General features: G+C 62.7%; 24 protein-coding genes. 13 read left to right on the top strand and 11 right to left on the bottom strand.

The window, feature by feature from the left end; genetic code table 11:
- Window positions 1-20 precede the first annotated feature (20 nt).
- The 6 genes from J3R84_RS10305 (at window position 21) to J3R84_RS10280 (ending at window position 6,931) form a co-directional block, all read left to right on the top strand.
- Window positions 21-368: a hypothetical protein gene (locus J3R84_RS10305; protein ID WP_025427657.1), complete on the top strand. Its 348-nt coding sequence runs from the start codon at window positions 21-23 to the stop codon at window positions 366-368.
- Between the two features lie 421 nt (window positions 369-789).
- Window positions 790-1,323 (top strand): SRPBCC family protein, encoded by a 534-nt coding sequence (locus J3R84_RS10300; protein WP_025427656.1) that lies wholly within the window; start codon window positions 790-792, stop codon window positions 1,321-1,323.
- Window positions 1,324-1,577: 254 nt separating this feature from the next.
- Window positions 1,578-2,795 (top strand): MFS transporter, encoded by a 1,218-nt coding sequence (locus J3R84_RS10295; RefSeq protein ID WP_025427655.1) that lies wholly within the window; start codon window positions 1,578-1,580, stop codon window positions 2,793-2,795.
- A 795-nt stretch (window positions 2,796-3,590) separates the two neighbouring features.
- Complete coding sequence (locus tag J3R84_RS10290) at window positions 3,591-5,369, top strand: acetolactate synthase 3 large subunit (RefSeq protein WP_025427654.1); 1,779 nt, start codon at window positions 3,591-3,593, stop codon at window positions 5,367-5,369.
- A 22-nt stretch (window positions 5,370-5,391) separates the two neighbouring features.
- Window positions 5,392-5,964: an acetolactate synthase small subunit gene (gene ilvN, locus J3R84_RS10285; protein ID WP_025427653.1), complete on the top strand. Its 573-nt coding sequence runs from the start codon at window positions 5,392-5,394 to the stop codon at window positions 5,962-5,964.
- A 472-nt stretch (window positions 5,965-6,436) separates the two neighbouring features.
- A complete protein-coding gene (locus J3R84_RS10280) occupies window positions 6,437-6,931 on the top strand; it encodes a nucleoside deaminase (protein WP_025427652.1) in 495 nt (164 codons plus the stop codon).
- A gap of 627 nt (window positions 6,932-7,558) precedes the next feature.
- On the opposite strand, the gene J3R84_RS10275 is transcribed toward J3R84_RS10280, so the two are convergent.
- The gene (locus J3R84_RS10275; protein ID WP_025427651.1) at window positions 7,559-8,404 is read right to left on the bottom strand and encodes an aldo/keto reductase; all 846 of its coding nucleotides are present in this window, start codon (window positions 8,402-8,404) and stop codon (window positions 7,559-7,561) included.
- Window positions 8,405-8,681: 277 nt separating this feature from the next.
- Between J3R84_RS10275 and J3R84_RS10270 the strand changes: the two genes are divergently transcribed.
- Window positions 8,682-9,275, top strand: coding sequence for a LysE family translocator (locus J3R84_RS10270; RefSeq protein WP_025427650.1), 594 nt, complete (start codon window positions 8,682-8,684; stop codon window positions 9,273-9,275).
- Here J3R84_RS10270 and J3R84_RS10265 read toward each other — a convergent pair.
- The 3 genes from J3R84_RS10265 to J3R84_RS10255 form a co-directional block, all read right to left on the bottom strand.
- Window positions 9,267-9,746 (bottom strand): DUF2269 family protein, encoded by a 480-nt coding sequence (locus J3R84_RS10265; RefSeq protein WP_025427649.1) that lies wholly within the window; start codon window positions 9,744-9,746, stop codon window positions 9,267-9,269. The two genes, J3R84_RS10270 and J3R84_RS10265, sit on opposite strands and share 9 nt — an antisense overlap.
- Window positions 9,746-11,029, bottom strand: a complete 1,284-nt coding sequence (locus tag J3R84_RS10260; RefSeq protein WP_025427648.1) for an SDR family oxidoreductase — start codon at window positions 11,027-11,029, stop codon at window positions 9,746-9,748. Before J3R84_RS10260 ends, J3R84_RS10265 begins: the two co-directional genes overlap by 1 nt.
- A gap of 188 nt (window positions 11,030-11,217) precedes the next feature.
- Complete coding sequence (locus J3R84_RS10255) at window positions 11,218-12,231, bottom strand: hypothetical protein (protein ID WP_025427647.1); 1,014 nt, start codon at window positions 12,229-12,231, stop codon at window positions 11,218-11,220.
- A 346-nt stretch (window positions 12,232-12,577) separates the two neighbouring features.
- Between J3R84_RS10255 and nthA the strand changes: the two genes are divergently transcribed.
- Genes nthA through J3R84_RS10240 form a run of 3 tightly spaced genes read left to right on the top strand, consistent with a single transcriptional unit; the run spans window position 12,578 to window position 14,236 of the window.
- Entirely contained in the window at window positions 12,578-13,222 is a 645-nt protein-coding gene (gene nthA, locus J3R84_RS10250) for a nitrile hydratase subunit alpha (RefSeq protein ID WP_025427646.1), read from the top strand.
- Window positions 13,219-13,878, top strand: coding sequence for a nitrile hydratase subunit beta (gene nthB / locus J3R84_RS10245; protein WP_025427645.1), 660 nt, complete (start codon window positions 13,219-13,221; stop codon window positions 13,876-13,878). The genes nthA and nthB overlap by 4 nt, the downstream gene beginning before the upstream one ends.
- Entirely contained in the window at window positions 13,847-14,236 is a 390-nt protein-coding gene (locus tag J3R84_RS10240) for a nitrile hydratase accessory protein (RefSeq protein ID WP_371412247.1), read from the top strand. The genes nthB and J3R84_RS10240 overlap by 32 nt, the downstream gene beginning before the upstream one ends.
- Before the next feature lie 348 nt (window positions 14,237-14,584).
- On the opposite strand, the gene J3R84_RS10235 is transcribed toward J3R84_RS10240, so the two are convergent.
- The 4 genes from J3R84_RS10235 to J3R84_RS10220 form a co-directional block, all read right to left on the bottom strand.
- Window positions 14,585-15,412: an anti-sigma factor family protein gene (locus J3R84_RS10235; RefSeq protein ID WP_025427643.1), complete on the bottom strand. Its 828-nt coding sequence runs from the start codon at window positions 15,410-15,412 to the stop codon at window positions 14,585-14,587.
- Window positions 15,409-15,963: an RNA polymerase sigma factor gene (locus J3R84_RS10230; RefSeq protein WP_025427642.1), complete on the bottom strand. Its 555-nt coding sequence runs from the start codon at window positions 15,961-15,963 to the stop codon at window positions 15,409-15,411. The genes J3R84_RS10235 and J3R84_RS10230 overlap by 4 nt, the downstream gene beginning before the upstream one ends.
- Window positions 15,947-16,318 (bottom strand): COG4315 family predicted lipoprotein, encoded by a 372-nt coding sequence (locus J3R84_RS10225; protein WP_025427641.1) that lies wholly within the window; start codon window positions 16,316-16,318, stop codon window positions 15,947-15,949. The genes J3R84_RS10230 and J3R84_RS10225 overlap by 17 nt, the downstream gene beginning before the upstream one ends.
- A gap of 141 nt (window positions 16,319-16,459) precedes the next feature.
- Window positions 16,460-17,548 carry an AbrB family transcriptional regulator gene (locus tag J3R84_RS10220; RefSeq protein ID WP_057211151.1) on the bottom strand — a complete coding sequence of 363 codons (1,089 nt, stop codon included), beginning with the start codon at window positions 17,546-17,548 and terminating at the stop codon, window positions 16,460-16,462.
- A gap of 404 nt (window positions 17,549-17,952) precedes the next feature.
- Between J3R84_RS10220 and J3R84_RS10215 the strand changes: the two genes are divergently transcribed.
- Window positions 17,953-19,080: an ATP-dependent DNA helicase gene (locus J3R84_RS10215; RefSeq protein ID WP_025427639.1), complete on the top strand. Its 1,128-nt coding sequence runs from the start codon at window positions 17,953-17,955 to the stop codon at window positions 19,078-19,080.
- Between the two features lie 39 nt (window positions 19,081-19,119).
- Window positions 19,120-19,479, top strand: coding sequence for a VOC family protein (locus J3R84_RS10210; protein ID WP_025427638.1), 360 nt, complete (start codon window positions 19,120-19,122; stop codon window positions 19,477-19,479).
- 81 nt (window positions 19,480-19,560) lie between these two features.
- Here the strand turns inward: J3R84_RS10210 and J3R84_RS10205 are convergent, their stop codons facing one another.
- The 3 genes from J3R84_RS10205 to J3R84_RS10195 all read right to left on the bottom strand — a co-directional run bounded on the left by J3R84_RS10205 (window position 19,561) and on the right by J3R84_RS10195 (window position 22,650).
- Window positions 19,561-20,235: a spermidine synthase gene (locus J3R84_RS10205; protein WP_025427637.1), complete on the bottom strand. Its 675-nt coding sequence runs from the start codon at window positions 20,233-20,235 to the stop codon at window positions 19,561-19,563.
- Window positions 20,236-20,440: 205 nt separating this feature from the next.
- Window positions 20,441-21,121, bottom strand: a complete 681-nt coding sequence (locus tag J3R84_RS10200) for a MerR family transcriptional regulator (RefSeq protein WP_025427636.1) — start codon at window positions 21,119-21,121, stop codon at window positions 20,441-20,443.
- Window positions 21,122-21,537: 416 nt separating this feature from the next.
- Window positions 21,538-22,650, bottom strand: a complete 1,113-nt coding sequence (locus J3R84_RS10195; protein ID WP_025427635.1) for a hypothetical protein — start codon at window positions 22,648-22,650, stop codon at window positions 21,538-21,540.
- Between the two features lie 457 nt (window positions 22,651-23,107).
- Between J3R84_RS10195 and J3R84_RS10190 the strand changes: the two genes are divergently transcribed.
- Entirely contained in the window at window positions 23,108-23,860 is a 753-nt protein-coding gene (locus tag J3R84_RS10190; RefSeq protein WP_025427634.1) for a pyridoxine 5'-phosphate synthase, read from the top strand.
- Window positions 23,861-24,098: the final 238 nt, after the last annotated feature.

Below are 24,098 nucleotides of genomic sequence, written 5' to 3'. Positions count from 1 at the left end.
GGTATATGCTGGTGAGTTCGATGAAAACGGTCCTGATGTTCGCCGCCGTCAGCGAGGCGGCCACGGGGATGGCGTTACTCATCGCCCCGTCGTTTGTGGCGGAACTGTTGTTCGGCGAGCCCCTGGCCGGCGCGGGAGCGTCGGCTGCTCGCGTGGCCGGGATCGCCCTGATCGCATTGGGGCTCGCCTGCTGGCGGCATTCGCCTCTGGTCGGCATGTTGACCTACAATGTGGCCGTGACGCTTTATCTTGCCTATCTCGCTGTCGCCGGTGAGCTGACCGGCGTCCTGCTGTGGCCGGTCGTCGCGCTTCATGCCGTCTTTTCCATCCTTTTGTCGCGCGCTTGGCTCGTCGCTCCGGAGCGTTGAACGAAGATCCCAGTTCAGGACGCGGAATCTCGGGGACGACAACCTTGATTGAAGGCCACGGCGGCTGACCTGTTCGCAATAACGGGGAAGTTCGGGAAACCATACGTCCTGTCGCAAACGTAATTCAACCAAACGGTTGACTATTTGCCAGTGCGCGCGTACATTCAACCAAATGGTTGAATTATAGGTGCCTGAGATGATGTTCGTCTTTCACCCCGACCACCTGCCGAATGCCCAAGAACGCTTCTGGACCGACCGTCTCGACAGGCTCGAGAGGGCGTTGAGCCAGCGCGTGTCTCCATCAACGGAAAACCACGGCCCGACCGGCCGTGGCCAGACCAAAGCCGACCCGATCGAACCTCGCCCGGCCTTTCCGGGCCCGACAAACCCAAGTCCGACAAACCCAAAAAGGAGACGACAGATGAACGACCTTTCGACCCTGGACACCTATGGCGTGCTGAGTGAACCGGACACGTTGAAGATGACGCGGCTACTACCCGGGCCGATCGAGCGAGTCTGGGCCTATCTGACCGAAAGCGACCTGCGCCAGCAGTGGTTGGCGTCAGGCCAGATGGAGATGAAGGTAGGCGCGCCGGTCGAACTCGTCTGGCGCAACGACGAACTCACCAACCCGCCCGGCGAGCGCCCGGCCGGTTTTCCCGAAGAGCATCGGATGCAGAGCCAGATCACCGACCTCGACCCGCCGAGAAAGCTCTCGATAAGCTGGGCCGGTAGTGGTGACGTTTCCTTCGAGCTGGAGACGGTGGGCAACAGGGTGCTGTTGACCGTGACCCACCGCAGCATTGCCGACCGCGCCACCATGCTGATGTTCGGTGCCGGCTGGCACATGCATCTCGACATTCTGGCTGCTCGTGCCAACGGCACGGAGCCGCAACCTTTCTGGGACGGCTGGAACCGCCTGATGAAAGACTACGACCAACGGCTGCCTGCCTGAAGGGGAGCGCCGGTCACAACAGGCGTGTGGCGATGCAGGGCTTCTCGCTCCGAGAGCCCGATGCCGCACGCCGGCTGTGCTCCAGAAATCTGTTCGCGCAAAAAAAGTGCGACGACGAGTCGGATGTCCGAGCCCGGAAGCGTCCTTGTGCCGAGGGGACGGTGTGTGTGCCTTGCGTGGAGTTTCCGTCCGGGCCGGCGCAAGCCGGGCCGCTTGAAGAACAGCAGTCGAGATGAGGTACGAGGAGATACCACATGCACAATTCCCGATATCGCTGGGTGATCGTCGCGGCGGGCGGCCTGTTGGGCTGCATCGCCATCGGCGCCATGTTTTCGCTGCCGGTGTTTCTTCGGCCGATCTCGCAGGATACCGGCTGGTCCGTCACCGGCGTCTCCAGCGCGATGACCATCGGCTTTCTATCCATGGCGGCGGCAAGCATCGCCTGGGGCAGCCTCTCGGACCGGCTGGGCGCCCGGATGATCGTGCTGATCGGGTCGGTTATTCTTGCCGGGAGCCTGCTTTTGGCAAGCCGGGCGACATCGCTCATCGAGTTTCAGATCGTCTTCGGCCTTCTCGTCGGCGCGGCGACCGCGGCGATCTTTGCGCCGATGATGGCCTGCGTCACCGGCTGGTTCGATACCCATCGCAGCCTGGCGGTATCCCTGGTTTCTGCCGGCATGGGCATGGCGCCGATGACCATGTCGCCGCTGGCGGCATGGCTCGTCTCCATCTACGATTGGAGAACGGCGCTGCAGATCATCGCGGTCATCGTTGCCGCCGTGATGATACCGACGACGCTCTTGGTGCGCCGCCCGCCGGTTCAGGAAGACGAAAACACCGCTTCGGCAATGGATAGCGGGCCGCAATCGTCAATGTCGGTCAGCCAGGCCGTCCGGTCCCCGCAATTCATCGTGCTTCTGCTGACGAACTTTTTCTGCTGCGCCACCCATTCGGGCCCGATCTTCCATACGGTGAGCTACGCGGTCACCTGCGGCATCCCGATGATAGCTGCCGTTTCGATCTACAGCGTCGAAGGGCTCGCGGGCATGGGCGGCCGCGTCGCCTTCGGCCTGCTCGGGGACCGGTTCGGAGCCAAGCGCATTCTGGTTCTGGGACTGCTGATCCAGGCGTTCGGCGCGCTTGCCTATGTCTTCGTCAGCGAACTGGGGGCGTTCTATGCGGTGGCGGTGCTGTTCGGCTTCATCTATGCCGGTGTCATGCCGCTTTATGCGGTGCTGGCGCGCGAGAATTTTCCGCAGCGGATGATGGGCACGGTGATTGGCGGCACGGCCATGGCAGGTAGCCTTGGCATGGCGACCGGACCCTTGGCCGGTGGCCTGATCTATGACGCCTTCGCCAGCTACGCCTGGCTCTATATCGGTGCCTGGGGCATCGGTCTCGGCGCCTTCCTGATCGCCTTGACCTTCAGGCCATTCCCCAAAGGCGTGCCGGTGCCCGTACCGGCACAGTGATCATCGGGCGATAGCCCACGTGGACGGCCGCGAGGGCTTGGATCAGGTCCGCCTCGCTCGGTCAGCGCCCGGGTACCAGGCGAAGTTCGAGGACCGGCCCGTGTACGGAGGCGGGCAAGCGACGGGCTGGGCCGCGTCAATGACGCGACACGCAGCGGGTCGGCAAACCCAACGGTGACCGGGAACTGGAACGGTTGCTCGGCGATCTCGTGGCTAAGCTGGTCAACGCATGACGTCGGCGGAGCTTTCGGCCGCGATCAAGGGAGCTTTGGTCCGTGAACGGGCAGGGCCGGCTCTGTCGCAACCGCTCTATTGGTGGGAGTTCATGTCGAAGACGACCCAGCGGAAGAACAGGTAGATGGCGCCAGCGCTGATGACCAGCGGCGAGAGTACGGAAAGGTCAAGCATATCATTGCCTTGTTTTTTAGCACTGCATCATGCAGCCGGGCCATCTTTCCCCAGGCCACTTAAGTTTAAGTGGATCGATATGGTAAACGGAAGGGATTGGTGGCGATGGCGCGACGTTGCCTCATGGGCGCTTGCGGCGGCGGCGGCCCGGTTTCGTGCAATCCGATATCTCCCGGAAAAAGCGTTGACGCTTCCGGCTTTTGCGTTTAACAAATCGTCCCATGATAAATTTTGCGGTTATTCTTGTGGTGGGACGGCGCATGGGCAGGATGGTGTAACCATCCGGCAGTAGCCACCCATGCGCTAAACGAGGCTCCTGACGGGGCCTTTTTTTATGCCTTCAAACAAGCTAAGCACCCAACTGGGAAAAGGGATGGAAGCAAGTCAATGAGCGGTACAGAGAACCAGATGACAGGCGCGGAGATCGTTCTCCAGGCACTGAAGGACAATGGCGTCGAGCATATCTTCGGCTATCCCGGTGGCGCCGTGCTTCCGATCTACGACGAAATTCACCAGCAGGAAGATATCCAGCACATCCTCGTTCGCCACGAGCAGGGCGCCGGCCACATGGCCGAAGGCTATGCCCGCTCCACCGGCAAGGTCGGCGTCATGCTGGTTACCTCCGGTCCCGGAGCCACCAACGCCGTCACCCCGCTGCAGGACGCGCTGATGGATTCCATCCCGCTCGTCTGCATCTCCGGCCAGGTCCCGACCTCTCTGATCGGCTCGGACGCCTTCCAGGAGTGCGACACGATCGGCATCACCCGGCCGTGCACCAAGCACAACTGGCTGGTTCGCGACGTCAACGATCTCGCCCGCGTTATCCATGAGGCGTTCCGCATCGCCCAGTCCGGCCGTCCGGGTCCTGTCGTTGTCGACATCCCGAAGGACGTGCAGTTTGCGACCGGCACCTATACGCCGCCGTCGGCCGTTCCGGCCCAGACGAGCTACCAGCCGAAGACGCAGGGCGATCTGAAGAAGATCGAGGAAGCCGTCGAACTGATGAAGACGGCCCGCCGTCCGATCATCTATTCCGGTGGCGGTGTCGTCAATTCCGGCCCTCAAGCCTCGCAGCTGCTGCGCGAACTGGTCGAGCTCACCAATTTCCCGATCACCTCGACGCTGATGGGGCTGGGGGCCTATCCTGCTTCCGGCAAGAACTGGCTCGGCATGCTGGGCATGCACGGCACCTACGAAGCCAACATGGCGATGCATGACTGCGACGTCATGATCTGCGTCGGCGCGCGCTTCGACGACCGCATCACCGGCCGCCTCAACGCGTTCTCGCCCAACTCCAAGAAAATCCACATCGACATCGATCCGTCGTCGATCAACAAGAACGTTCGCGTCGACGTGCCGATCCTCGGCGATGTCGGCTCGGTTCTCGAAGACATGGTCCGGCTTTGGCGTGCGGCCACAAAGGCGGACGACAAGACACGGCTGGCCGACTGGTGGGAAGGCATCGTCAAGTGGCGGGCGCGCAACTCGCTGGCCTATGCCGCCAACGACGACGTCATCATGCCGCAATACGCGATCCAGCGGCTCTATGAGTTGAGCAAGGGTCGCGACACCTACATCACCACCGAAGTCGGCCAGCATCAGATGTGGGCCGCCCAGTTCTTCGGCTTCGAACAGCCGAACCGCTGGATGACCTCGGGTGGTCTCGGCACGATGGGTTACGGTTTCCCGGCTGCCATCGGCGTCCAGGTCGCGCATCCCGACAGCCTCGTCATCGACATTGCCGGCGATGCCTCGATCCAGATGTGCATCCAGGAAATGTCCTGCGCGGTCCAGTACGGCCTGCCGGTCAAGATCTTCATCCTCAACAACCAGTACATGGGCATGGTGCGCCAGTGGCAGCAGCTGCTTCACGGCAACCGTCTGTCGCATTCCTACACCGAGGCGATGCCTGACTTCGTCAAGCTGGCGGAAGCCTATGGCGGTGTCGGCATCCGCTGCGACAAGCCGGGCGAACTCGACGATGCGATCCGTCGCATGATCGACACGCCGGCGCCGGTCATCTTCGATTGCCGCGTTGCCAACCTCGCCAACTGCTTCCCGATGATCCCATCGGGCAAGGCGCACAACGAGATGCTGTTGCCGGACGAAGCCACGGACGAAGCGGTCGCCAACGCGATCGACGCCAAGGGCCGCCAGCTGGTTTGAGATAGGGACAGGAAACAATAAAATGAGCGCACACCTTCAACCGACCGGTTCCGCCTATTTCATCGCCAAGGAAACCGAAGTCGCCGAAACGCACACGCTTTCGGTTCTCGTCGACAACGAGCCGGGCGTTCTCGCCCGGGTCATCGGCCTGTTCTCCGGCCGAGGCTACAACATCGAGAGCCTGACCGTTTCGGAAACGGAACATCAGGCGCATCTCTCGCGCATCACCATCGTCACCCGCGGCACGCCGCACGTGCTCGACCAGATCAAGAACCAGCTCGAGCGGCTGGTTCCGGTCCACCGGGTCGTCGATCTCACCGTGCGTGCCGGCACGCTTGGCCATGACCGCCCGGTCGAGCGCGAGCTGGCGCTCGTCAAGGTGCATGGCTCGGGCGACCATCGCGTCGAGGCCCTGCGGTTGGCAGATGCCTTCCGTGCTTCCGTCATCGACGCCAATATCGATCACTTCGTGTTCGAGATCACCGGCAAGTCGTCGAAGATCGAACAGTTCATCGCCATCATGAAGCCGCTCGGTCTCATCGAAGTCTGCCGCACCGGCATCGCCGCGATGAACCGCGGCCCGCAGGGGATGTGATTGTAGGTTAGCGGGTAGGGGGGTGACCCTTGTCTGGCCTATCTGAGCCAGGCGGGGGGTGTTTGCCCCACACCTCAGCCCTCTCCCCGCAGGCGGGGAGAGGGGGTGCAACTTCGAGTTTGCGCAACTGGAGCGTTTCCGGTTTAGACAGAGTCGCAGAAACGCTCTATCTCCCTGTTTTGACACATTTCCTGACGGAAAACCGCTTCGCACTTTTCCTGGAAATGCTCTAGGTGGCGACTGCCACCCGTCCCCCCGATTCTTCCCTGACAAGCTCGCACCTCGATCGGCCTTGCTGCCAAAGTCAAAAAAGATCAAATTGATTCTTGTATCTGTTCATCGGGGGAATGGCAGATAGGCGGCGCTGGGGAGCTGACATCCTTTTACCTGGCAGAGAATGCAAATTACCCGTTCCGTTACCGGGGAAACATTAGTGGTGAATGAACCGCGATAATTCTCAGGAGCTCACAAAATGGCAAGCAGCAAGCGGCCCTATGATGAGACACTTTTGCGGAAGGCCTTCGATGTGGCGCGGCGTTCGCGCGAGGGCGGGGATCACCCGTTTGGTTCAATTCTCGCCGACCGTGACGGCAATGTCTTACTGGAACAGTGCAACGGCTACAGTTCGGAAGGTGGCGACCGCACGGCCCACGCGGAGCGGCTTTTAGCCACGCGCGCCGGCAAAGCCTATGATTTGGATTTTCTTGCCGGATGCACGATGTACACGTCCGCGGAGCCATGCGCCATGTGCTCAGGCGCGATCTATTGGGCAGGCATAGGGCGCGTCGTGTTTGGCCTGTCCGAGAGAGAGATGAAACAACAGATAGGCGCGAGCGAGGAAAATCCGACGCTTGATCTCCCCTGCCACATCGTGTTCGCCGCCGGTCAGCGCCCAACGGAAGTCGTCGGCCCCATGCTTGTGGACGAGGCGGCGAAACTCCACGAAGAATACTGGTCTCGTCGTTAAAGCGTTTCCGATTTAAACGGAGTCGCAGAAACGCCCTATCTCTTTGTTTTTACGCATTTCCTGACGGAATGCCGCTTCGCACTTTTCCTGGAAATGCTCTGGATCGCGACGATCCTATGAGTCCAATGGATTGGAGTCTGGTGGCAGTTTCTGCCTAATTGCGCAAGTTTGCCGCATCTATCCTTCTCCCCGCAGGCGGGGAGAAGGTGGCCGGCGGGCCGGATGAGGGGCGGGCGGAACGCTGTGCAAGTCGCCAGGAAACTTCGACAGGCCAGGCAGTTGGCTAATCCCGTAAACAGCCTACACGCGATAGGGGCACGCCATTCTCCCGCATTCCGGCCCACTGCATGTATCCTAAGGATACATGCAGCAATTCAAAGTGCTACAGCGACCTTTGCGCGCCTAATAAGACGCGCGGCGCTGTAGTGCCGGAATCCAGCGACTCGACGTCCGTCGGGTCAAAAGACCTTTCAGCCCAAAGACTTGGGCTGGCTGGATTCCTGTGACAAGCACAGGAATGACGGGGGGGTTGGCCGGTCCCCAGCGTCTCCACGACCCGTCATCATGAGAGCTGAACCTGCCAATTTCTGCCGGAAAGATCCGAGTGGGGCCTTAAACGGTCGGCCCTCAAATCATCTCCAACGACCTTTTGCGCTTCGGTGGCGGGAAGGCGTTGTCGAGGGTCGCGAGGTTTTCCGGGGTCAGGTGGATGTCCATCGCGTCGCGGTTTTCGCGGGCGCGTTCCGCCGAGCCAGTCTTGGGGATCGAGATCACGCCGGGGCGGGTTTTCAGGAAGGCGAGTGCGATCTGCGCCGGCGTTGCCTGGTGCGCCTTGGCGATGTGGACGAGATCCGCGTTGCGCAAGAGCCGGCCCTCGTCGAGCGGCGAATAGGCCATGACGGCGACACCGCGCTTCTGGCACCAGGGCAGGAGATCATATTCGATGCCGCGCCTTGAGAGATTGTAGAGAACCTGGTTGGCGGCGACGTTCTTGCCGCCGGGAACCGCCAACAACTCCTCCATGTCGTCGACATCGAAGTTGGAAACGCCCCAGGCGCCGATCTTGCCGGCCTTCTTCAGGGCTTCGAACGCCGCCACCGTCTCGGCGAGCGGATAGCCGCCGCGCCAGTGCAGCAGGTAGAGATCGATATGGTCGATGCCGAGATGCTTCAGGCTGCGCTCGCAGGCGGCCTCGGTGCCGATCCGGCTGGCATTGGAGGGCAGCACCTTGCTGACGATGAAGGCTTCGTCGCGCCGGCCTTTGACCGCCTCGCCGACGACGCGCTCCGAGGCGCCGTTGCCGTACATTTCGGCGGTGTCGATCAGCGTCATGCCGAGGTCGAGGCCGGCCTGCAGGCTCTTCACTTCCTCTGCGGCGCGCGAGCGCTCGTCGCCCATGCGCCAGGTGCCCTGGCCGAGAACCGGAACGGAGCGTCCATCGATGAGCGTGGTGGTCGGGATCGGATCGTGCATTCGGCTTTCCCCTTGGTCGGACGTGGACGGGATTAAGCGTTGGGCGGGTCCCAGCGTTTCGTATGTCGCAATCTAGCGCAATCGGCGGGTCTTTCGAGGTGCCTTTTCTCGGCGCGCAGGCGCGTTGCTGGTCGCGATATCTCGGGCGCGGAACTCGACCCAACTCCCGTTCCGTCCTATCAGGCCGGTGGTCGCCCGATGTTGTCACCGTGACAATTCCGGGCTGGTTGCCAGGATTAGGTCAATTATGTTGACCTAATCCTGGTGGAGGAAGATAATGCAGGCCGATACGCTCCTGGCGTTGTTTCTGTTCGCGCTCACGACGTCGATTACGCCGGGCCCGAACAATATGATGCTCTTTGCCTCGGGCGTGAACTTCGGCTTCGTGCGCACCATCCCGCATATGCTGGGGATCGGTGCCGGTTTCTTCTCGCTGCTGATCGCCGTCGGTCTCGGCCTGGGCGCGCTTCTCCACGCCGTACCGTTGCTCTACACCACCCTGAAGTTTGCCGGCGGTGCCTATCTCGTCTGGATCGCCTGGAAGATCGGCACCTCGCGCTCGCTCGGCGAAGGCAAGGCCGGCGCCGTGCCGATGACCTTCCTGCAGGCGGCGGCCTTCCAATGGGTCAATCCCAAGGCCTGGGTCATGGCAGTCTCGGCAATGGCGACCTATACCGGCGGCGAAAGCTACATCGCCAGCGTGCTTGCCGTCGGCCTGGTCTTTGCCCTCGTCAACGTACCGAGCGTCTCCACCTGGGCCGGTTTCGGCTCGGCCCTGCGCCAATGGCTGTCGGAGCCCGCACGGCTCAAATGGTTCAACATCACCATGGCGGTGCTGCTCGTCGTCAGCCTGTGGCCGATGCTAAAATAGCTGGAACTGCGGCTTTGCCAGCATCAGCCAGAAAATGCCGACAACGGCAAAGAAGGCCGGGAAGCCGCAGGCAAACCAGATGGCATAGAGCCGATCGAAGGCCGGCGGCAGCGGCGTGTTCTCCGCCGCAGCAAGCTGCGCCAGATTGCGCAGCCGGATCTGGATCCAGACCACGGGAAGCCAGAACAGGCCGGTGACGACATAGAGGATCAGCGACAGCGCGATCCACCCTTCCGCAAGCGACCAGCCGATGCTTGTCGCCAGCAGATATCCGGTGATCGGCTGAAACACCACGGCTGTGGCGGTGAAGACCGTATCTGCGACCACGACTGTGCCGGCGACATGGGCGATCAGCCGCGCATCGCGCGTGCGGCTCGCCATCAGCATGAAGAAGGCGATGCCGGCGCCGGTACCGAAGAGCACGGTGGCGCCGATGACATGGGCGAGGCGCAGGAGGTCGTCCGGAAACATCAGCGTTCATCCCGAATGGCGAGGGTGGCAAGCGTCAACAGGATCGACGGCAGAACCTTGACGAGCGGCCCGAGCGGATCGGTCCAGAGTTCGGGCTCCGCCAGGGTTGCGGAGGCGAGATAGGCGGCGGTCAGCGCCAGCATTCCCAAGAGCGCCTGTTTCGCCCACGGGCGGACGAGCACCGCGGCTCCGAGCACGATATCGGCAAGGCAGGTCAACAGCGTCAACGCCGTTGCCGGGCCTTCGGCCAGGAACCGCAGGAAATGCTGTCTCGCCGCATCGATGGCAAAGAGCGGGACCAGCCCCGAAAGCAACCAGAAGGCCGACAGCCCGACGATCAACAGTGGTTTCAAAAGATAAAGCCGGGCAAACCAGAGATCCTGCACGCCGGATGGCACAGCCGAAAGGCTTTGGCGGGCCGACAGAAACGGCACCGGGGCGTGAGCGTCATCCTCGGCTGAGACGCCGCCGGCCATCACCGAAAGCGCAGTCGAGCGCAGTGGCGAGCGCCAGCCGAGCCGTCCGGCGATATCGGCAAGGAGCCCGACGGGTGCGGCGAGCGGGGCCGGCAGCGAAACGATCCTAGCTGGCGATAGGCCAAGCCATTGGCGGTGCAGCGCGACGAGCTCGGCAAGGGGTGGCCGCTCTGGGTGGCCGAGCACGAGGTCGCTTCGTTCGGGCAGGAGACCTGCGACGGCGGCGCTGACCGCCTCGGTGACATCGCTAAGGGCAACTGTTTCGACGCGGCTTTGCGCGTGGACGAGCGGGATCGCGAAGGGCAGGGCGGCAAGCGCCCTGAGCAGGGCCGAGCCGCCATGGGCATTGCGGCCGAGCACCAGCGCCGGCCGCAGAATGACATGCGACACGCCGCTTTCCGCAAGCGCCGTGTCGGCGCGGAACTTGGTGGCGAGAAAGGCGAGGTCAGTGCCGGCATCGCCGCGCGGCGCCGAGATCTGCACGATGCGCATCGGCGGTTTGTTTTTGGCAGCGGTATAGAGCGCCAGCATCGCCGCTTCCTGGGTTGCAGCGACATGATCGGCCAGGCCATCCTGCAGCGCGCCGGCGCAGTTGACGACCACGTCATGCGTCTCGACCAGCGGCAGCCAGTCGCCGGCCTTGCGCATCTCAGCAAGGTCGGCGGCAATCCATGACGCTCCCGGCCGTTTCAGCCGGGCGCGGGCGACATTGCGACCAAGGCCGGTCACCCCATGTCCGTCGCTTGTCAGTCGATCGAGGAGGGCCGAGCCGATGAAGCCGGTGGCGCCGAGAATCAGAATTTTCATGACGTCAGTTTACAGAGCTGCCAGCGAAAATTGGCGGGTAAAAATGATCGAGCAGCGAAGGTGGATTGGACGACTTCGCGCCTCGGATGGAGCCGGCATCATGCAACAGCAGAGGCTGCTGCGGGCACCAGGGCAAGCCTGCGATTGCTAGGTCAACAACCGACGCGGCAGGGGGCAGGGCGAACCTATCACAAGAACTGGTCGATAATGGACAAGACAGCGAGCAGCAGCATTGGCGGAATGACTATGGCAAGCCGGAATGCCCATTTTGAAGGCAATCGTGGCCTATCGACCGGATTGTCTTTCCGCAACGGTCGAATGAGTTTTTCCCTGACGAACGCGGGGGATAGGAGGTCGCCGAAGGACACCCCTATGGTCTCATCGATTGCCGCTCGAATGTGATTGCGCTCGGCCTCGCTCAGTTCAAGCCGGGTGAGTTTCTCGTCAAGCAGGATCGGTAACGGGACGCCTTCGGTGATGACGGCGAGGGCGGGGTAGGCATGTCCGGCGAAGGGGGTTGTCGGCAGCGCGCGGTCGTCGCTCGTCGGCCGGAGGTACAGTGGGCGCTGGCCTGGCTTCATCCGGGTATAGGCTGTCTTTATAGTACCGCGCGCAAAGGGAACGCTCGGGGCGTAGCGCAGGATTTGGCTGCCGCTCAGATCGACGATGATGGGCTTCAGCAAATACCGCCGGCCGGCGGCGCGGCGGGCAAGGAGAATGGGGATGGCGTTGCTCAGCATGACCAGGCTGAACAGCACAAGGCCGGCTCCGAGGATGAGCCGCTGCGCCGTCGTGCGAATGACGCTGCGATAATCATGGGTGAGGCTGACATGCTCGGGGCTGTCGCCGGCGATTGTGATGTTGCCGTGCCGGCAAAGGCCGGGTTGACCGACCGAACGGGTGTTCAAGATTTGCTCGTGGGGCTGACCATCGTGCTGAAAGCGAACCTGCGTGCTGCAGAGCTGGGGTTCGCCGCTGCCAGGCAGGCAATCGACCGAGCAAATCTCTGCGCCGCTGACGAGAACGGGGTTCCGGCTGATGGCGTAATCACGCCTGATCTCGTCGATCGGGAGCCGGAGCAGGCCCACCGCCAATGGCAACGGCAAAAGTGCCAGGAAGAGGAAAAAGAAGCCGAGGGAAAAGACGGGCGCAACGACGCGGATAGCACGGGACGGGAAAGCACTTTCGATTGGTGTCGTCATGCGCTGCCAGTTCCCCCAATGCTCCGTCCTCCGCCTTCCGCCCACAAGGCGTCGTGGCGTCGAATCACCCCGCTTGCTAAGACCTTAGCGCAACTTCAGACTTGTGACGGAGGTGGTGTGCAATCGTGCCTTCGCCGTTTCCTGATGATTGCTTGCAATCAAACGGGCCGTTTTGACAGCGATGGCAAACCGCGTCGAACCGGACTTGTTACGGTGACAATTCCGGTCCACGGCCGCTGGTAAAATCGATTTCGAAATCGGCGTTTATTCGCTACGACTATTGCCTCAGGGAGGCAGCGGCGCCATCTGCGCAGCCGCGAGGCGCCGTGCTGCGAGGAGCCAGGCAATGTCCGAACACCATCATGGTCACGATCACCATGATCACGACCATCACCACGACAACCATTTCACCGATATGGAGGCGCGGGTAAAGGCGTTGGAAACGGTGTTGACGGAGAAGGGCCTGATCGATCCGGCGGCGATCGATGCCATCGTCGAGACCTACGAGACCAAGATCGGCCCGCGAAACGGCGCCCGCGTCGTTGCCAAGGCCTGGACCGACGCCGAATTTGCCGACTGGCTGAAGGGCGACGCAACGGCGGCGATCGCCAGCCTCGGCTATACCGGCCGGCAGGGCGAGCACATGCGCGCCGTGTTCAATACGGCCGACACCCACAACCTCGTCGTCTGCACGCTCTGCTCCTGTTATCCCTGGTCGGTGCTCGGCCTGCCGCCGGTCTGGTACAAGGCGCCGCCCTATCGCTCGCGCGCGGTCATCGATCCGCGCGGGGTGCTGGCGGAATTCGGGCTGATGCTCCCCGAGGACAGGCGCATTCGCGTCTGGGATTCGACGGCGGAGCTGCGTTATCTCGTCGTGCCGGAGCGGCCGGTGGGGACAGAGGGGCTCCGCGAGGAAGAGCTTGCCGATTTGGTGACCCGCGATTCCATGATCGGTACCGGGCTTGCGCTTGTCACCGAGGCGCTGCGATGAACGGGCCGCACGATCTCGGCGGGCAGCATGGAATGGGTCCGGTCGCGCCCGAGACCAACGAACCCTATTTTCACGCCGAATGGGAAAAACGGGCGCTCGGCGTGACGCTTTCCTGCGGCGCCTTCGGCGCCTGGACCATCGACGAGAGCCGGCATGCGCGTGAAAACCTGCCGCCTGCCACCTATCTCTCGGCGAGCTATTACGAGATCTGGACGCGGGCGCTGGAGACGCTGCTGAAGCGCCACGGTTTCGTGACCCAGGCCGAACTCGACGGCGGCCAAATGCTCGAGAAAGGAGCCGAGCCCAAGCGCGTGCTGAAGGCCGACATGGTGCCGGCGGTGCTTGCCAAGGGCGGCTCTTGCGACCGGCTGGTCGAAACGCGCCCGCGCTTCGTCGTCGGCGAACAGGTGCGCACCAAAAATTTCAACCCGACGACCCATACGCGGCTGCCGCGCTATGCCCGCGCCAAGCTCGGCACGATCGAGGCGGTGCAGGGTTCCTTCGTCTTTCCCGATGATAACGCCCATGGCCGCGGCGAGAGCGCGCAGTGGCTCTATACAGTGGTGTTTGACGGGGCTGAGATCTGGGGCGAGGGCGCCGACCCGACATTGACGGTGTCGATCGATGCCTGGGAGAGCTACCTTGAGCACCTGTAAGACGACATCGCCGCTTGCCGCCTCCGCCGAGCTGCCGAAATCGCCCGAGGGCGATCCCGTCTTCGCCGAGCTGTGGCAGGCGTCTGCCTTTGCCATGACGGTGAGACTGCACGAAAAGGGCGTCTTTTCCTGGAACGAATGGGCCGAGGCGCTTTCCGCCGAACTCTACAAGCCCGGCCGCAAGGCGGATGCCAGCGACTATTTCGATTGCTGGGTGGCGGCGCTGTCGCGGCTCGTCACCGAGCTTTCGATCACCTCCAGCGGGCAGCTGGAAACCTTGACGAAGAGCTGGCAGCGCGCGGCCGAGGCGACGCCGCATGGGCATCCGATCCTGATCGAGAACGACCCGCTGCGGTAGCGGTCTGTCATATCTCATGGGACGCGAGCGGGTTTGCCCCTCACCCTAGCCCTCTCCCCGCGGGCGGGGAGAGGGGACGTGGACGACAATAGCGTTGCCACCTGGCATCTGTCGTTGACGAGCACCTCGGCAGCGAATGGCTGACGTGGAGTGGCCGCGAGCCACAAGTTTCCTTCTCCCCGCGTGCGGGGAGAAGGTGGCCGGCAGGCCGGATGAGGGGCCATCTCCACGGAACATCACGTAACGTGAATCGATGCTTCGAAAACTGAGCCAACGTTATGATATGGCGACGGTTTTAACCTCGAAACGCTTTCAGTTGCGGCAGCGCTGCAGTCGTCTCTGACGCCGTCAACTCTTGGCGGCTGCCGGCTTCTCGAACTGGCGGTAGCATTCGTCGGCGACCTGTTGCAGAAGCGTACGCGGCACTTCGCCGGTGACGGCATAGCCGATCGGTCCGTCGATCCAGTAGAAGGTTTCGACGCCGCCGCTGCTGTCGATGCGGAAGCTGGTTTCGCGGTTGTCCGGGTTGCGGCCGAGAAGCACGGTCAACCGCTGGCCGCTCGGGTCTTCATACATGAACAGCGCGCCCGCCTTGCCGTTGACCGGTAGCAGCCTGCCGCCGACGAGCGAAAAGCCGAGTTTCGACAGATCGGGAATGTTGAGCGGATGATCGAGCCGCTTGCCGAGCCAGGTGGCAAGGTGGGTCTGCTGGTCCGGCCCGACCTCGACGGCGTGGCGCACCTCGCTTGCATAGATGAGAAACGCTGACTGCGCCTGCCGCGGCAAGCTCTCAGTCACCAGGGCAACCTGTTCTGAACGTTCGGGGGCGAGGACATGCGGGGCATAAAGTCCGCTGAGGGCGCCGGCGCCAAAGAGCAGGAGACCGGCGGCGATGCGGCCGCCAAGGCGCAAAGTCCAGCGATCGCGCGAAGCGACGGCCGCGCCCCGGCTGCTCGTACCTGCGAGCAACGCCCGGTCGCGCTCGTCACTGCGGGCATAGGTCGAAAACATGGCGCGGAGTTCGGTTGCCTGGCCCTGCCACTGGCGGACCTCCTCGGCGCGCGCGGGGTTGCGCTCGAGCCATTGCTCGACCCGCGCCCGGTCCGCCTCGCTCAGGAAGCCGTCGACATAGGCGTTGAGGTCGTCTTCGGAGACGGTGTTCAATTCGTCCGTCATTTCGGTCTCCGCATGCTGATCACGTTGTCGTCCTTCATCGCTTCGGCAAGCTGGTGACGCGCCCGCGACAGGCGGGACATCACCGTGCCGATCGGAATGGCCAACATGTCGGCCACATCCTGGTATCGGTATCCCTCAATCACCACGAGCATCAGCACCGAGCGGTTTTCCGCCGAAAGGCCGTTCAGCGCCCGTTCCAGCCGCGAGCGTTCGAGCGGATCGCTCTCTTGGGTTTCCGCCTGGAGGCCGAGGTTGTCGTCGAGCTCGACCTGCGGGTGCAGCGCGGTGTGCCGGTGCCGGTTGCGGCTGAGATTGGTCATGATGGTGAAGGCCCAGGCACGCAGGTTGACTCCGCGCCACTGGGCGCGGCGCGCCAGAACCTTCTCGACACAATCCTGCAGCAGATCTTCACCATCAGGATCCGAGCGCACAAGGCTGCGCGAATAGCGCCGGAGCGCCGGCATCAGCGCCAGCACATCCTCCTCGAACCGGTCGGATGCGGGGCTTTTCGCCCCCGCATCCATATTCACGCCATCACGGCTTGACGACATCCCATTCGCCCTTCAAGCCATCCCCGGTAATGTCACCCATCTTCTTGTCCTTGATAAAGAAATACAGCGGCATACCGTCCTTGGCCCACTGCTTGGCTCCATCCTTGCGTTCGACGACCGTGTAGGCTCCTTCCGCCTTGGCATCGCCTTCGACCGTGAAGGGCGGCCAGTTCTTCGCGCAGGCGTCATAGCAACTGGAAACGCCGCCATGGTCGTCCTTGTAGGTGTAAAGCGTCATGCCGTTGGCGGCGGCGAGCACATTGCCCTTTGCCGTTTCGACCGTCTTGACCGGAGGTGCCGCAAAGGCGGCGCCGGCGACAAGGGAAATGGCAATAGCGAGCGGTAACGTTCTCATGGGAGCTTTCCTTCCTCAACTTGAATCTAGCGGAGTGCGCAGGCGCGCGGATCCTGACATGAGACACGAGGAGGGCGGGGATTATTCCCGGAATTGTTGCATCGTCGCACTTTTTTCAAGTGCCGGCGAGCCGCACCGCTTTCAGGCGCGGTTGGCGACGAAGCGGGCGAGCGCGGGGCCGATCATGGTGATGATCATGAGACGGGCGGACTGCAGCGCCATGACGAAGGAGAGGTCGACATTGCTCGAAGCGGCGATGACCGCGATCGAATCGAGCCCGCCCGGGCTGGTGGCGAGATAGGCCGTCAGCGGGTCGATGTCGGCGACCTTGATGAGCAGCAGGGCAAGCAGGCCGGAAAACGAGATCAAGACGACGATTGAGATCACCGTCGGCACCAGTGCGCGGCGCGCGTGGGCAAGGATCGAGCGGGTGAAGCCAAGGCCGATGTTCCAGCCGAGCAGGGCGTAACAGAGCGCCAGCAGCCATTGCGGCAGCTCGGTGGTCATGACGCCGCTGACATTGAGCACGGCGCCGACGAGGAACGGCAGCAGGAAGGCGCCGGCCGGCACGCGCAGCATCCGGCCGGCAAAGGCCGCGCCGAGCCCGACGGCAAGCGTTGCCAGGAACGGCAGGATCGAGACAGGCTCGAACCAGACGATTGCGGTTTCGGCCTCCGCGCCGGTCACCCAGAGATGGGCGACCATCGTCGCGGTGCTGGCGACGAAGATGACGCGCAGATACTGCATGAAGGCGACGAGGCGCGCATCGGCGCCATAGGCATCCGCCATCAAGAGCATGGTGGAGGCGGCACCCGCCGACGAGCCCCAGATCGCCGTCGTGCCCGGCAGGATGCGCATGCGGGTGATCACCCAGCCGCAGAGCGTGCTGACGGCGATGACGGAGAGAATGACGCCGAGGAACAGCGGCCAGTTGCCGGAAAAGGTGCCGAGCATGCCGGGCGTCATCGCGCCGGCGATCATCATTGCAAGAATGAATTGCACGCAGAAGTACACCTGCTTGGGCAGGCGGATGGTGCCGCCGTTCATGCCGAAGAGCACGGCCGCGAGCATCGGCCCCATCAACAGCCCGGCGGGAATGCCGACCAATTCGAGGACTGTCGCAAAGATCACGGAGACGAGCGTGAGAAGCAGCCATTGCAGCGTCGGCGCAAGGCGGCCGATGCCGACAGGGTCCGAAGACGAGGGCGTGGCGGGCTGGTCGGGCTTCAAGGGCATTCTCCGGCATTGCCTCAGGCGGTTGACGTGTTCGTGCCCGCCTGATCCGTTTGTCGGGGCTGGCCCATGCAGGGATCGGTTCGCCGCCGCGCAACCGCTCGTTAGCAGCATTGCGCGCAGGCATTCAAGCGGCAGGCTGGCCACAGGGCCAGAAGTGCCACAGCGGATAGGGCGGGCGGCCGAAACGACTGGATGGGGGTGCCGTCATGTGACACGCCTGCGCCATTGCGGCGCGGCGCTGGGCAGCCCGGCGCGCGGCAGATCGATGATAGCTCCTTGATCTGGTGCGGGATTTCGCGATGGAGGTCGTTGCAAACGCGGGTGCCGGGCGTCCGGCAGGATACGACGACCCGAAATCCGGGCTTGCTTGTGCACCCCGAATCCTGACACTTCGGATCATGCAATTTGCTCCGCAACAGGACGAGGCCCTCAAGGCCGTTTCACAATGGCTGAAAGAGGGCCGCTCGCAGCTCTTTCGGCTGTTCGGTTATGCCGGCACCGGCAAGACGACGCTTGCGCGCCATTTCGCCGAGCATGTGGATGGCGACGTGCTGTTTGCCGCCTTTACCGGCAAGGCCGCCCAGGTGCTGCGCTCCAAGGGTGCCAGCAACGCCAAGACCATTCACTCGTTGATCTACCGGCCGCGCGGCGAGGAGGAGGTTTCCGACGAGGAGACCGGCAAGACCTCGATCGCGCCGATGTTTTCCATCAACCGGCAAAGCCCGGTCGCAAAGGCGGCGCTGATCATCGTCGACGAATGTTCGATGGTCGACGAGGCGCTCGGCAAGGACCTGATGAGCTTCGGCACGCCGATCCTGGTTCTCGGCGACCCCGGCCAGTTGCCGCCGGTCACCGGCGGCGGCTATTTCACCAATCAGGATCCGGACTATCTGCTGACCGACATTCACCGCCAGGCCCGCGACAACCCGATCATCCGGCTGGCGATGCAGGTGCGCGAAGGCAACGAGATCATGCATGGCGACTACGGCACCACCCAGGTGATCGGCCGCGGGCAGGTCAACCAGGAGCTGGTGCTGGAGGCCGACCAGGTGCTGGTCGGCACCAACAAGACCCGGCGGCGCTACAACCAGCGGCTTCGCGAGCTCAAGGGCTTTACCAGCGAATATCCGCAATCCGGCGACAAGCTGGTCTGCCTGCGCAACGACCCGGCCAAGGGCCTGCTCAACGGCTCGCTCTGGCAGGTCATGAGCTCGTCGAAGGAAACGGTGAAGCCCGGCATCAACCTGATGATCCGCCCTGAGGACGACGACATGGATCGCGGTGCCGCCAAGATCAAGCTGCTGAAGGCAGCCTTCGAAGAGGTCGAGGGCGAAATTCCTTGGTCGACCCGCAAGCGCTACGACGAATTCGACTTCGGCTACGCGCTGACGGTGCACAAGGCGCAGGGCTCGCAGTGGAACAATGTCGTGCTGTTCGACGAGAGCTGGGCGTTTCGCGATACCCGCGAGCGCTGGCTTTATACCGCGATCACCCGTGCGGCCGAGCGCCTGACGATCGTTCGCTGAGGACGGGCAGGCCTAAGTCTTCGATCGAGGGAGATTTCAGTGCCGATCAACAGGATCATCATTTACGCCCAAGACGTCGAGGCGACCGTCCGCTTCTACGAGAAGCACTTCGGCTTTCAAGCATGCGACGAGGCGGGCGACCGGATCATCGAGCTGATCTGCGGGGAAGGCGGGGCCAACCTGATGATCCACCCGGCGGCCAAGGGACAGCGGCGCGGCCAGTCGCTGGTCAAGCTGGTATTCGACGTGAGAGACGTCGAAGCCTTCTGCGAGCGCTGCGCTGCCGAAGGGCTGGTGTTTGGGGCCATCCATCAGGCCGATGGCTATGTCTTCGCCAACGCGAAGGACCCGTGCGACGATCCGATCTCGGTCTCAAGCCGCGCTTTTCGCAACGGGTGACTGTCGAATAGCGCGGCGTTTTTCTTGGCTCCGTCGCGCCGCGGCCGGATCTGAAGCGCGCGCCGCTCTTTCTGCTCTTTGCTAGCGCTTGGTCGCCATCCACAGGACATGGCGGGCACCACCACGCTTGCCGTTGGCGCGCACATTCACCTCGTCGGTGGCAAAGCCGACTTCGCGCAAGCGGCGCGTAAAGGCGCTGTCCGGCGCCGATGACCAGACGGCAAGCACGCCGTTTGGGCGCAGGGCAGCCTTGGCCGCGCGAAGGCCGGTGTGGTTGTAGAGGCTGTCGTTGGAGGCGCGCGTCAAGCCATCCGGACCATTGTCGACATCGAGCAGGATGGCATCGTAAGCGGCGGTCTTCGATCGGATCAGCGCGCCGACATCGCCGACATGGATGTCGACGCGTGGATCGTCGAGCGTGCCTTGGTGGAGATCCGCCATCGGTCCGCGCGCCCACTCGACGACAGCTGGCACGAGCTCTGCGACCACCACCCTGGCATCATCAGGCAGCGCGCCCAATGCGGCCCGCAAGGTAAACCCCATGCCGAGGCCGCCGATCAGCATGCGGGCATTCTTCCGGCAGGCAATCCGCTCACAGCTCAGCGTCGCCAGCGCCTCTTCCGATCCGCTCAGCCGGCTGTTCATCAATTCCGTCGAGCCGAGCATGATGGAAAATTCGCTGCCGCGGCTCTTCAGGCGCAACTCGTCGCCATCACCGGGAATGGTTGCGCGGTCTAGCAGGATCCAGGGAAGCATCGGGGTCGTCTCTCATTGCATCGTTCAAGCGCCTCGTAACATGAGCGTGGCGCTGAAGACATCACATTGTCGATGATCCAGGGAGAATTGCCCCCTCACGATGCCCTTTTCGGCGACGGGAATTTCGACACCGCGATGCTTCATCCCCGTGACCAGCGCGGGATCTCGGCTAGATACGTCCGATAGCGCGAAGCGTCGCGCCTGGTTATTCCGCGGCGATCATGCCTGATAGCACCGCCTTGGCGATGGCCTGGAAGCGGTTGTGGGCGTTGAACTTGCGGATGATGCCGGCCTCGAGCGTCAGCGCTGCGGCCAGATCCATCTCCATCAGCCGGGCGATGCGTGCAGCCGGGTAACCTTCGGCCATGAATGTGAGGCATTCGCTCTCGATCGGCGAGAGATGCACGTTTTCGGCGTCATCGGACGAGGCCTCGCCCTGTTCAGCTTCGTTTTCCAGCAGTTCGGCGATGCGCTGCATCTGGCGCCGCAGGTTGGATTGTTGCGCCGCCAGTTCCCGGCGTCGTGACAACAGCGCTTCCTTGAACAGCCGGTCGGCCTCTGTCTGGTCGTCGGCGCCGGCAAGACCAGCGAGCAGTTCCTGGATGGCCGCGATCGGCATGTCGATTTCACGGCAGGCGTTGATGACGGCCATGCGGCGGATGTGGTCCGGTCCATAGACCCGCATCGGCCCCATGCGGGCGGCGGTCAGCAGGCCCTTCTCCTCATAGAAATGCAGGGTGCGGTGGGTGACGCCGAAGGCATCGGCCATATCGGCGATTGCAAGCGGGCTTGAGGGATCGTGATGGGGAAGCGGCAGTCTGGGCAGGTAGCCGGTGCGCTCCGGCGCCGCCAGCGCGCCCTCGTACTTCCAGTGGTCTCGCGGCATATCGATGATCCCCGTTTGACAGTGCCGCGCGCCTGTTCAAGGGGGCGAAGGCAGCCGTCACGCTTCGATTTGCTGCATAATTGATCCCGATATCGCTGCCGATTTACGGAATTATGCCGCAGGCATCAGGAACTCGTCGCGATCGCACGGTATGACCGGAGCGGAAGCGATCCGCGCTCCAATGCAACCGTCGATGGTCGACGATAGCGACTGCTGCTCGGCTGGGGCACACCGCGAAGGGCGCGGCTACTGCTGACAATTGTGCTTGCCTGACGAGCAACCAGGCACCAATTCCCAACGCATGGCCACACCGTATACGCGAATCACATATATGAATAGTCCTGAATATTGCAGGGGAAGTGCTGGTTTGGGCCATGCTGGCGGGCCGCTTAGGACGCAGGCAGCATGGTTTTCCGTCAGTGGCCGATGACCCGGAGTGGGCTGTTTGCGCTGAGGATGAACAGCGGCTCGTCGCCGCGCAGCGGTGCCAGTTTTTGCTGGCAGGACCAGGCGCTTTCGAAGCTGCCGCGGGTCAGCAGCTTGCGATACTGGGCGGTTGCCGTCATGCAATCCATCAGCGGGCTCTGGATCTGTTCTTCGCTCGCATGGGTGTAGATCTCGCCATCGAGGGAAAACAGTTCGGATGCCAGCGACATGCTTTCAAACAGCAGATCGGGCTCACTCTTCAATCGTTCGCTTGTGATGAAATCCTGCCGCAGCGGCACGCCTTCGCCATCATGCTTGAGCGTAACGCGCACACCGGCCGCAGGCGCGTCGTACCAGGTCAGCTCGAGCGAAAACGACAGCGCCGCATTGCGCGATACCGGCCGTCCGGCGTCGCCGTCGGTGGCGCGCGCCAGTGTCCGGTGGCGCTGAGCGGCGGCGCGAAGGGCGACGGCGAAGGCTTTGACGTCGGCGTTCTGGTCTCCCGATATGGCGACGTTGACGGAGGGCAGCACGCGCTCGATCGAATGGCGGCCGTTGAAGAGCTTCGCCTGCGCATCGATGTCCATCGTCATTTCCGGTGAAGGCAGCGGCGCAAACAACAAAAGCGGCAGCACCGACAGCACAGCCAGCGGCGAAGACAACGGTGCCGGCGGCCAGGCCGTCTTCTGGCCGGGGAGGCGCTTGCGCGTCAGCTTCGGCTGGCGCGTCTGTGGCTCGGCGGGGCAGGCCGCATCGATCTGCCGGCGGCTGTATTCCGGTACATAGGTGCCCTTGGGAATGACCAGATGCCATTCGTCCTCGGCGCCATCGGTCTCGTAATAGGCCTTGAGCAATTTGCGCAGCTTGCCGGCATGCACCCGCACCAGCGGATCGCTGTCGGCATTGAACGCCTGAGGGCGGTCGAAGACGTCGATGGCGATCGAATAGCCCTTCAATTGCGGGCCTTCGCCGATCATCTCCTTTTCGACCACATAGGCGAGAAAAGCGCGCAGGCGTTCGGAACGCGCGAAAGACTTGCTCTCGAGGATACGGCGAAGGTTTTGCCGTATCGTCTCGTCGCAGGGTCTTTCGACCGCCATCATCAATTGTTGCTCCAGGTTCATTCGTCGCGAAACTTTATGAAAGAGATCGAAGGGCAGATCTGCCGCAATTCGATATGATTCGGAAATTTAGGCTCAAAAAAAGCTGTTGTCAGGATGCTTGACCCCAAATTTGAGATTTATCTGAAATAAACTCAAAATTGCGACCGTCCCCTGTGGCAGAACGTAGCGGTGCGTCTTTTGCGACCTTGCATCGCCGACATCCGCATCGGTTTTTGCCTTGGTTGATGGGTCTTGCTGGACGCACTGCATGTTAGGCCCCACTAATGTCAAGGTTTCGTCAAGGCATGGCCGGCAAACAAGCGACGCCGGAGCCGACTTTCGCTGGCGAACGTACTCTTTGGAATTGCTGCATAATCTTGGTCCAAACTGTTTTCTGTTTTTACAATTATGCAGTAGAACATTGCATTGACATTGCCCGCCTCTGGAAAGTTCCGACATGCCCGCAAAACTGTCCGTGAATCTGAATGCCGTTGCCATGCTGCGCAACCGGCGCGATCTTCCCTGGCCGTCCGTCACTGCGCTCGGCCGCATTGCTCTTGAAGCCGGCGCAAGCGGGCTGACGGTGCATCCGCGCCCCGACCAGCGCCATGTGCGCTTCTCCGATCTGCAGCCGATCCGCGATCTCATCGACGACGAATTCTCAGCGACCGAGTTCAACATGGAAGGCTACCCGAACGAGGAGTTTCTACGCCTCGTCGAAACGCACGAGCCGGAACAGGTGACGCTGGTACCTGACGATCCGGCGCAGGCGACCTCAGACCATGGCTGGGACTTCCGCAAGAACCACAACCTGCTCGGCAGCGTCGTTGGTCGGCTGAAGAAAAAGGGCTTTCGCGTTTCGCTGTTTGCCGATGGCGACGAGGACACCGAGGCGCTACGCATTGCCAAGGAGACGGGTGCCGACCGCATCGAGCTTTATACCGGCCCCTATGGCGGTTGCTATGACGACCCCGAGAAGGCGGAAAAGATTGCCGCCGAACTCGGCCGCACGGCGGAAATCGCCGCCAGCCTCGGGCTCGAGGTCAATGCCGGGCACGACCTGACAGTCGCCAATCTGCCGCTGCTCGCCAGGCACATCCCCAACCTCGCCGAAGTGTCGATCGGCCATGGCCTGACGGCAGATGCGCTGGAGTATGGCATGGCCGAAACCGTGCGCCGCTTCCGCCGCGCCTGCGGCCAGACGGTTTGAAGCCACCATTTGCAGGCGACGCAGTCCCTGACGGGCGCGCCATTCAGAGCGGCAGGCGGGCGCGGAGCCCATGGGGACGTCGCGAGTTTCGCGACGTATTCCGCAAGCGCTGGCATGGCGGAATGTTCACTCTTGCAGCGCCGCGCGGCGCTGTAACATTTTAAAATTTCTGCATAATTTTCTCCGTCGATCGATTCCGATTTAAGGCGCGCCATGCAGTTGCTGTGTCGCGAAAACC

It is taken from the genome of Ensifer canadensis, from assembly GCF_017488845.2.
Classification (GTDB): domain Bacteria; phylum Pseudomonadota; class Alphaproteobacteria; order Rhizobiales; family Rhizobiaceae; genus Ensifer; species Ensifer canadensis.
This window is presented reverse-complemented; position numbering and strand designations above follow the sequence as displayed.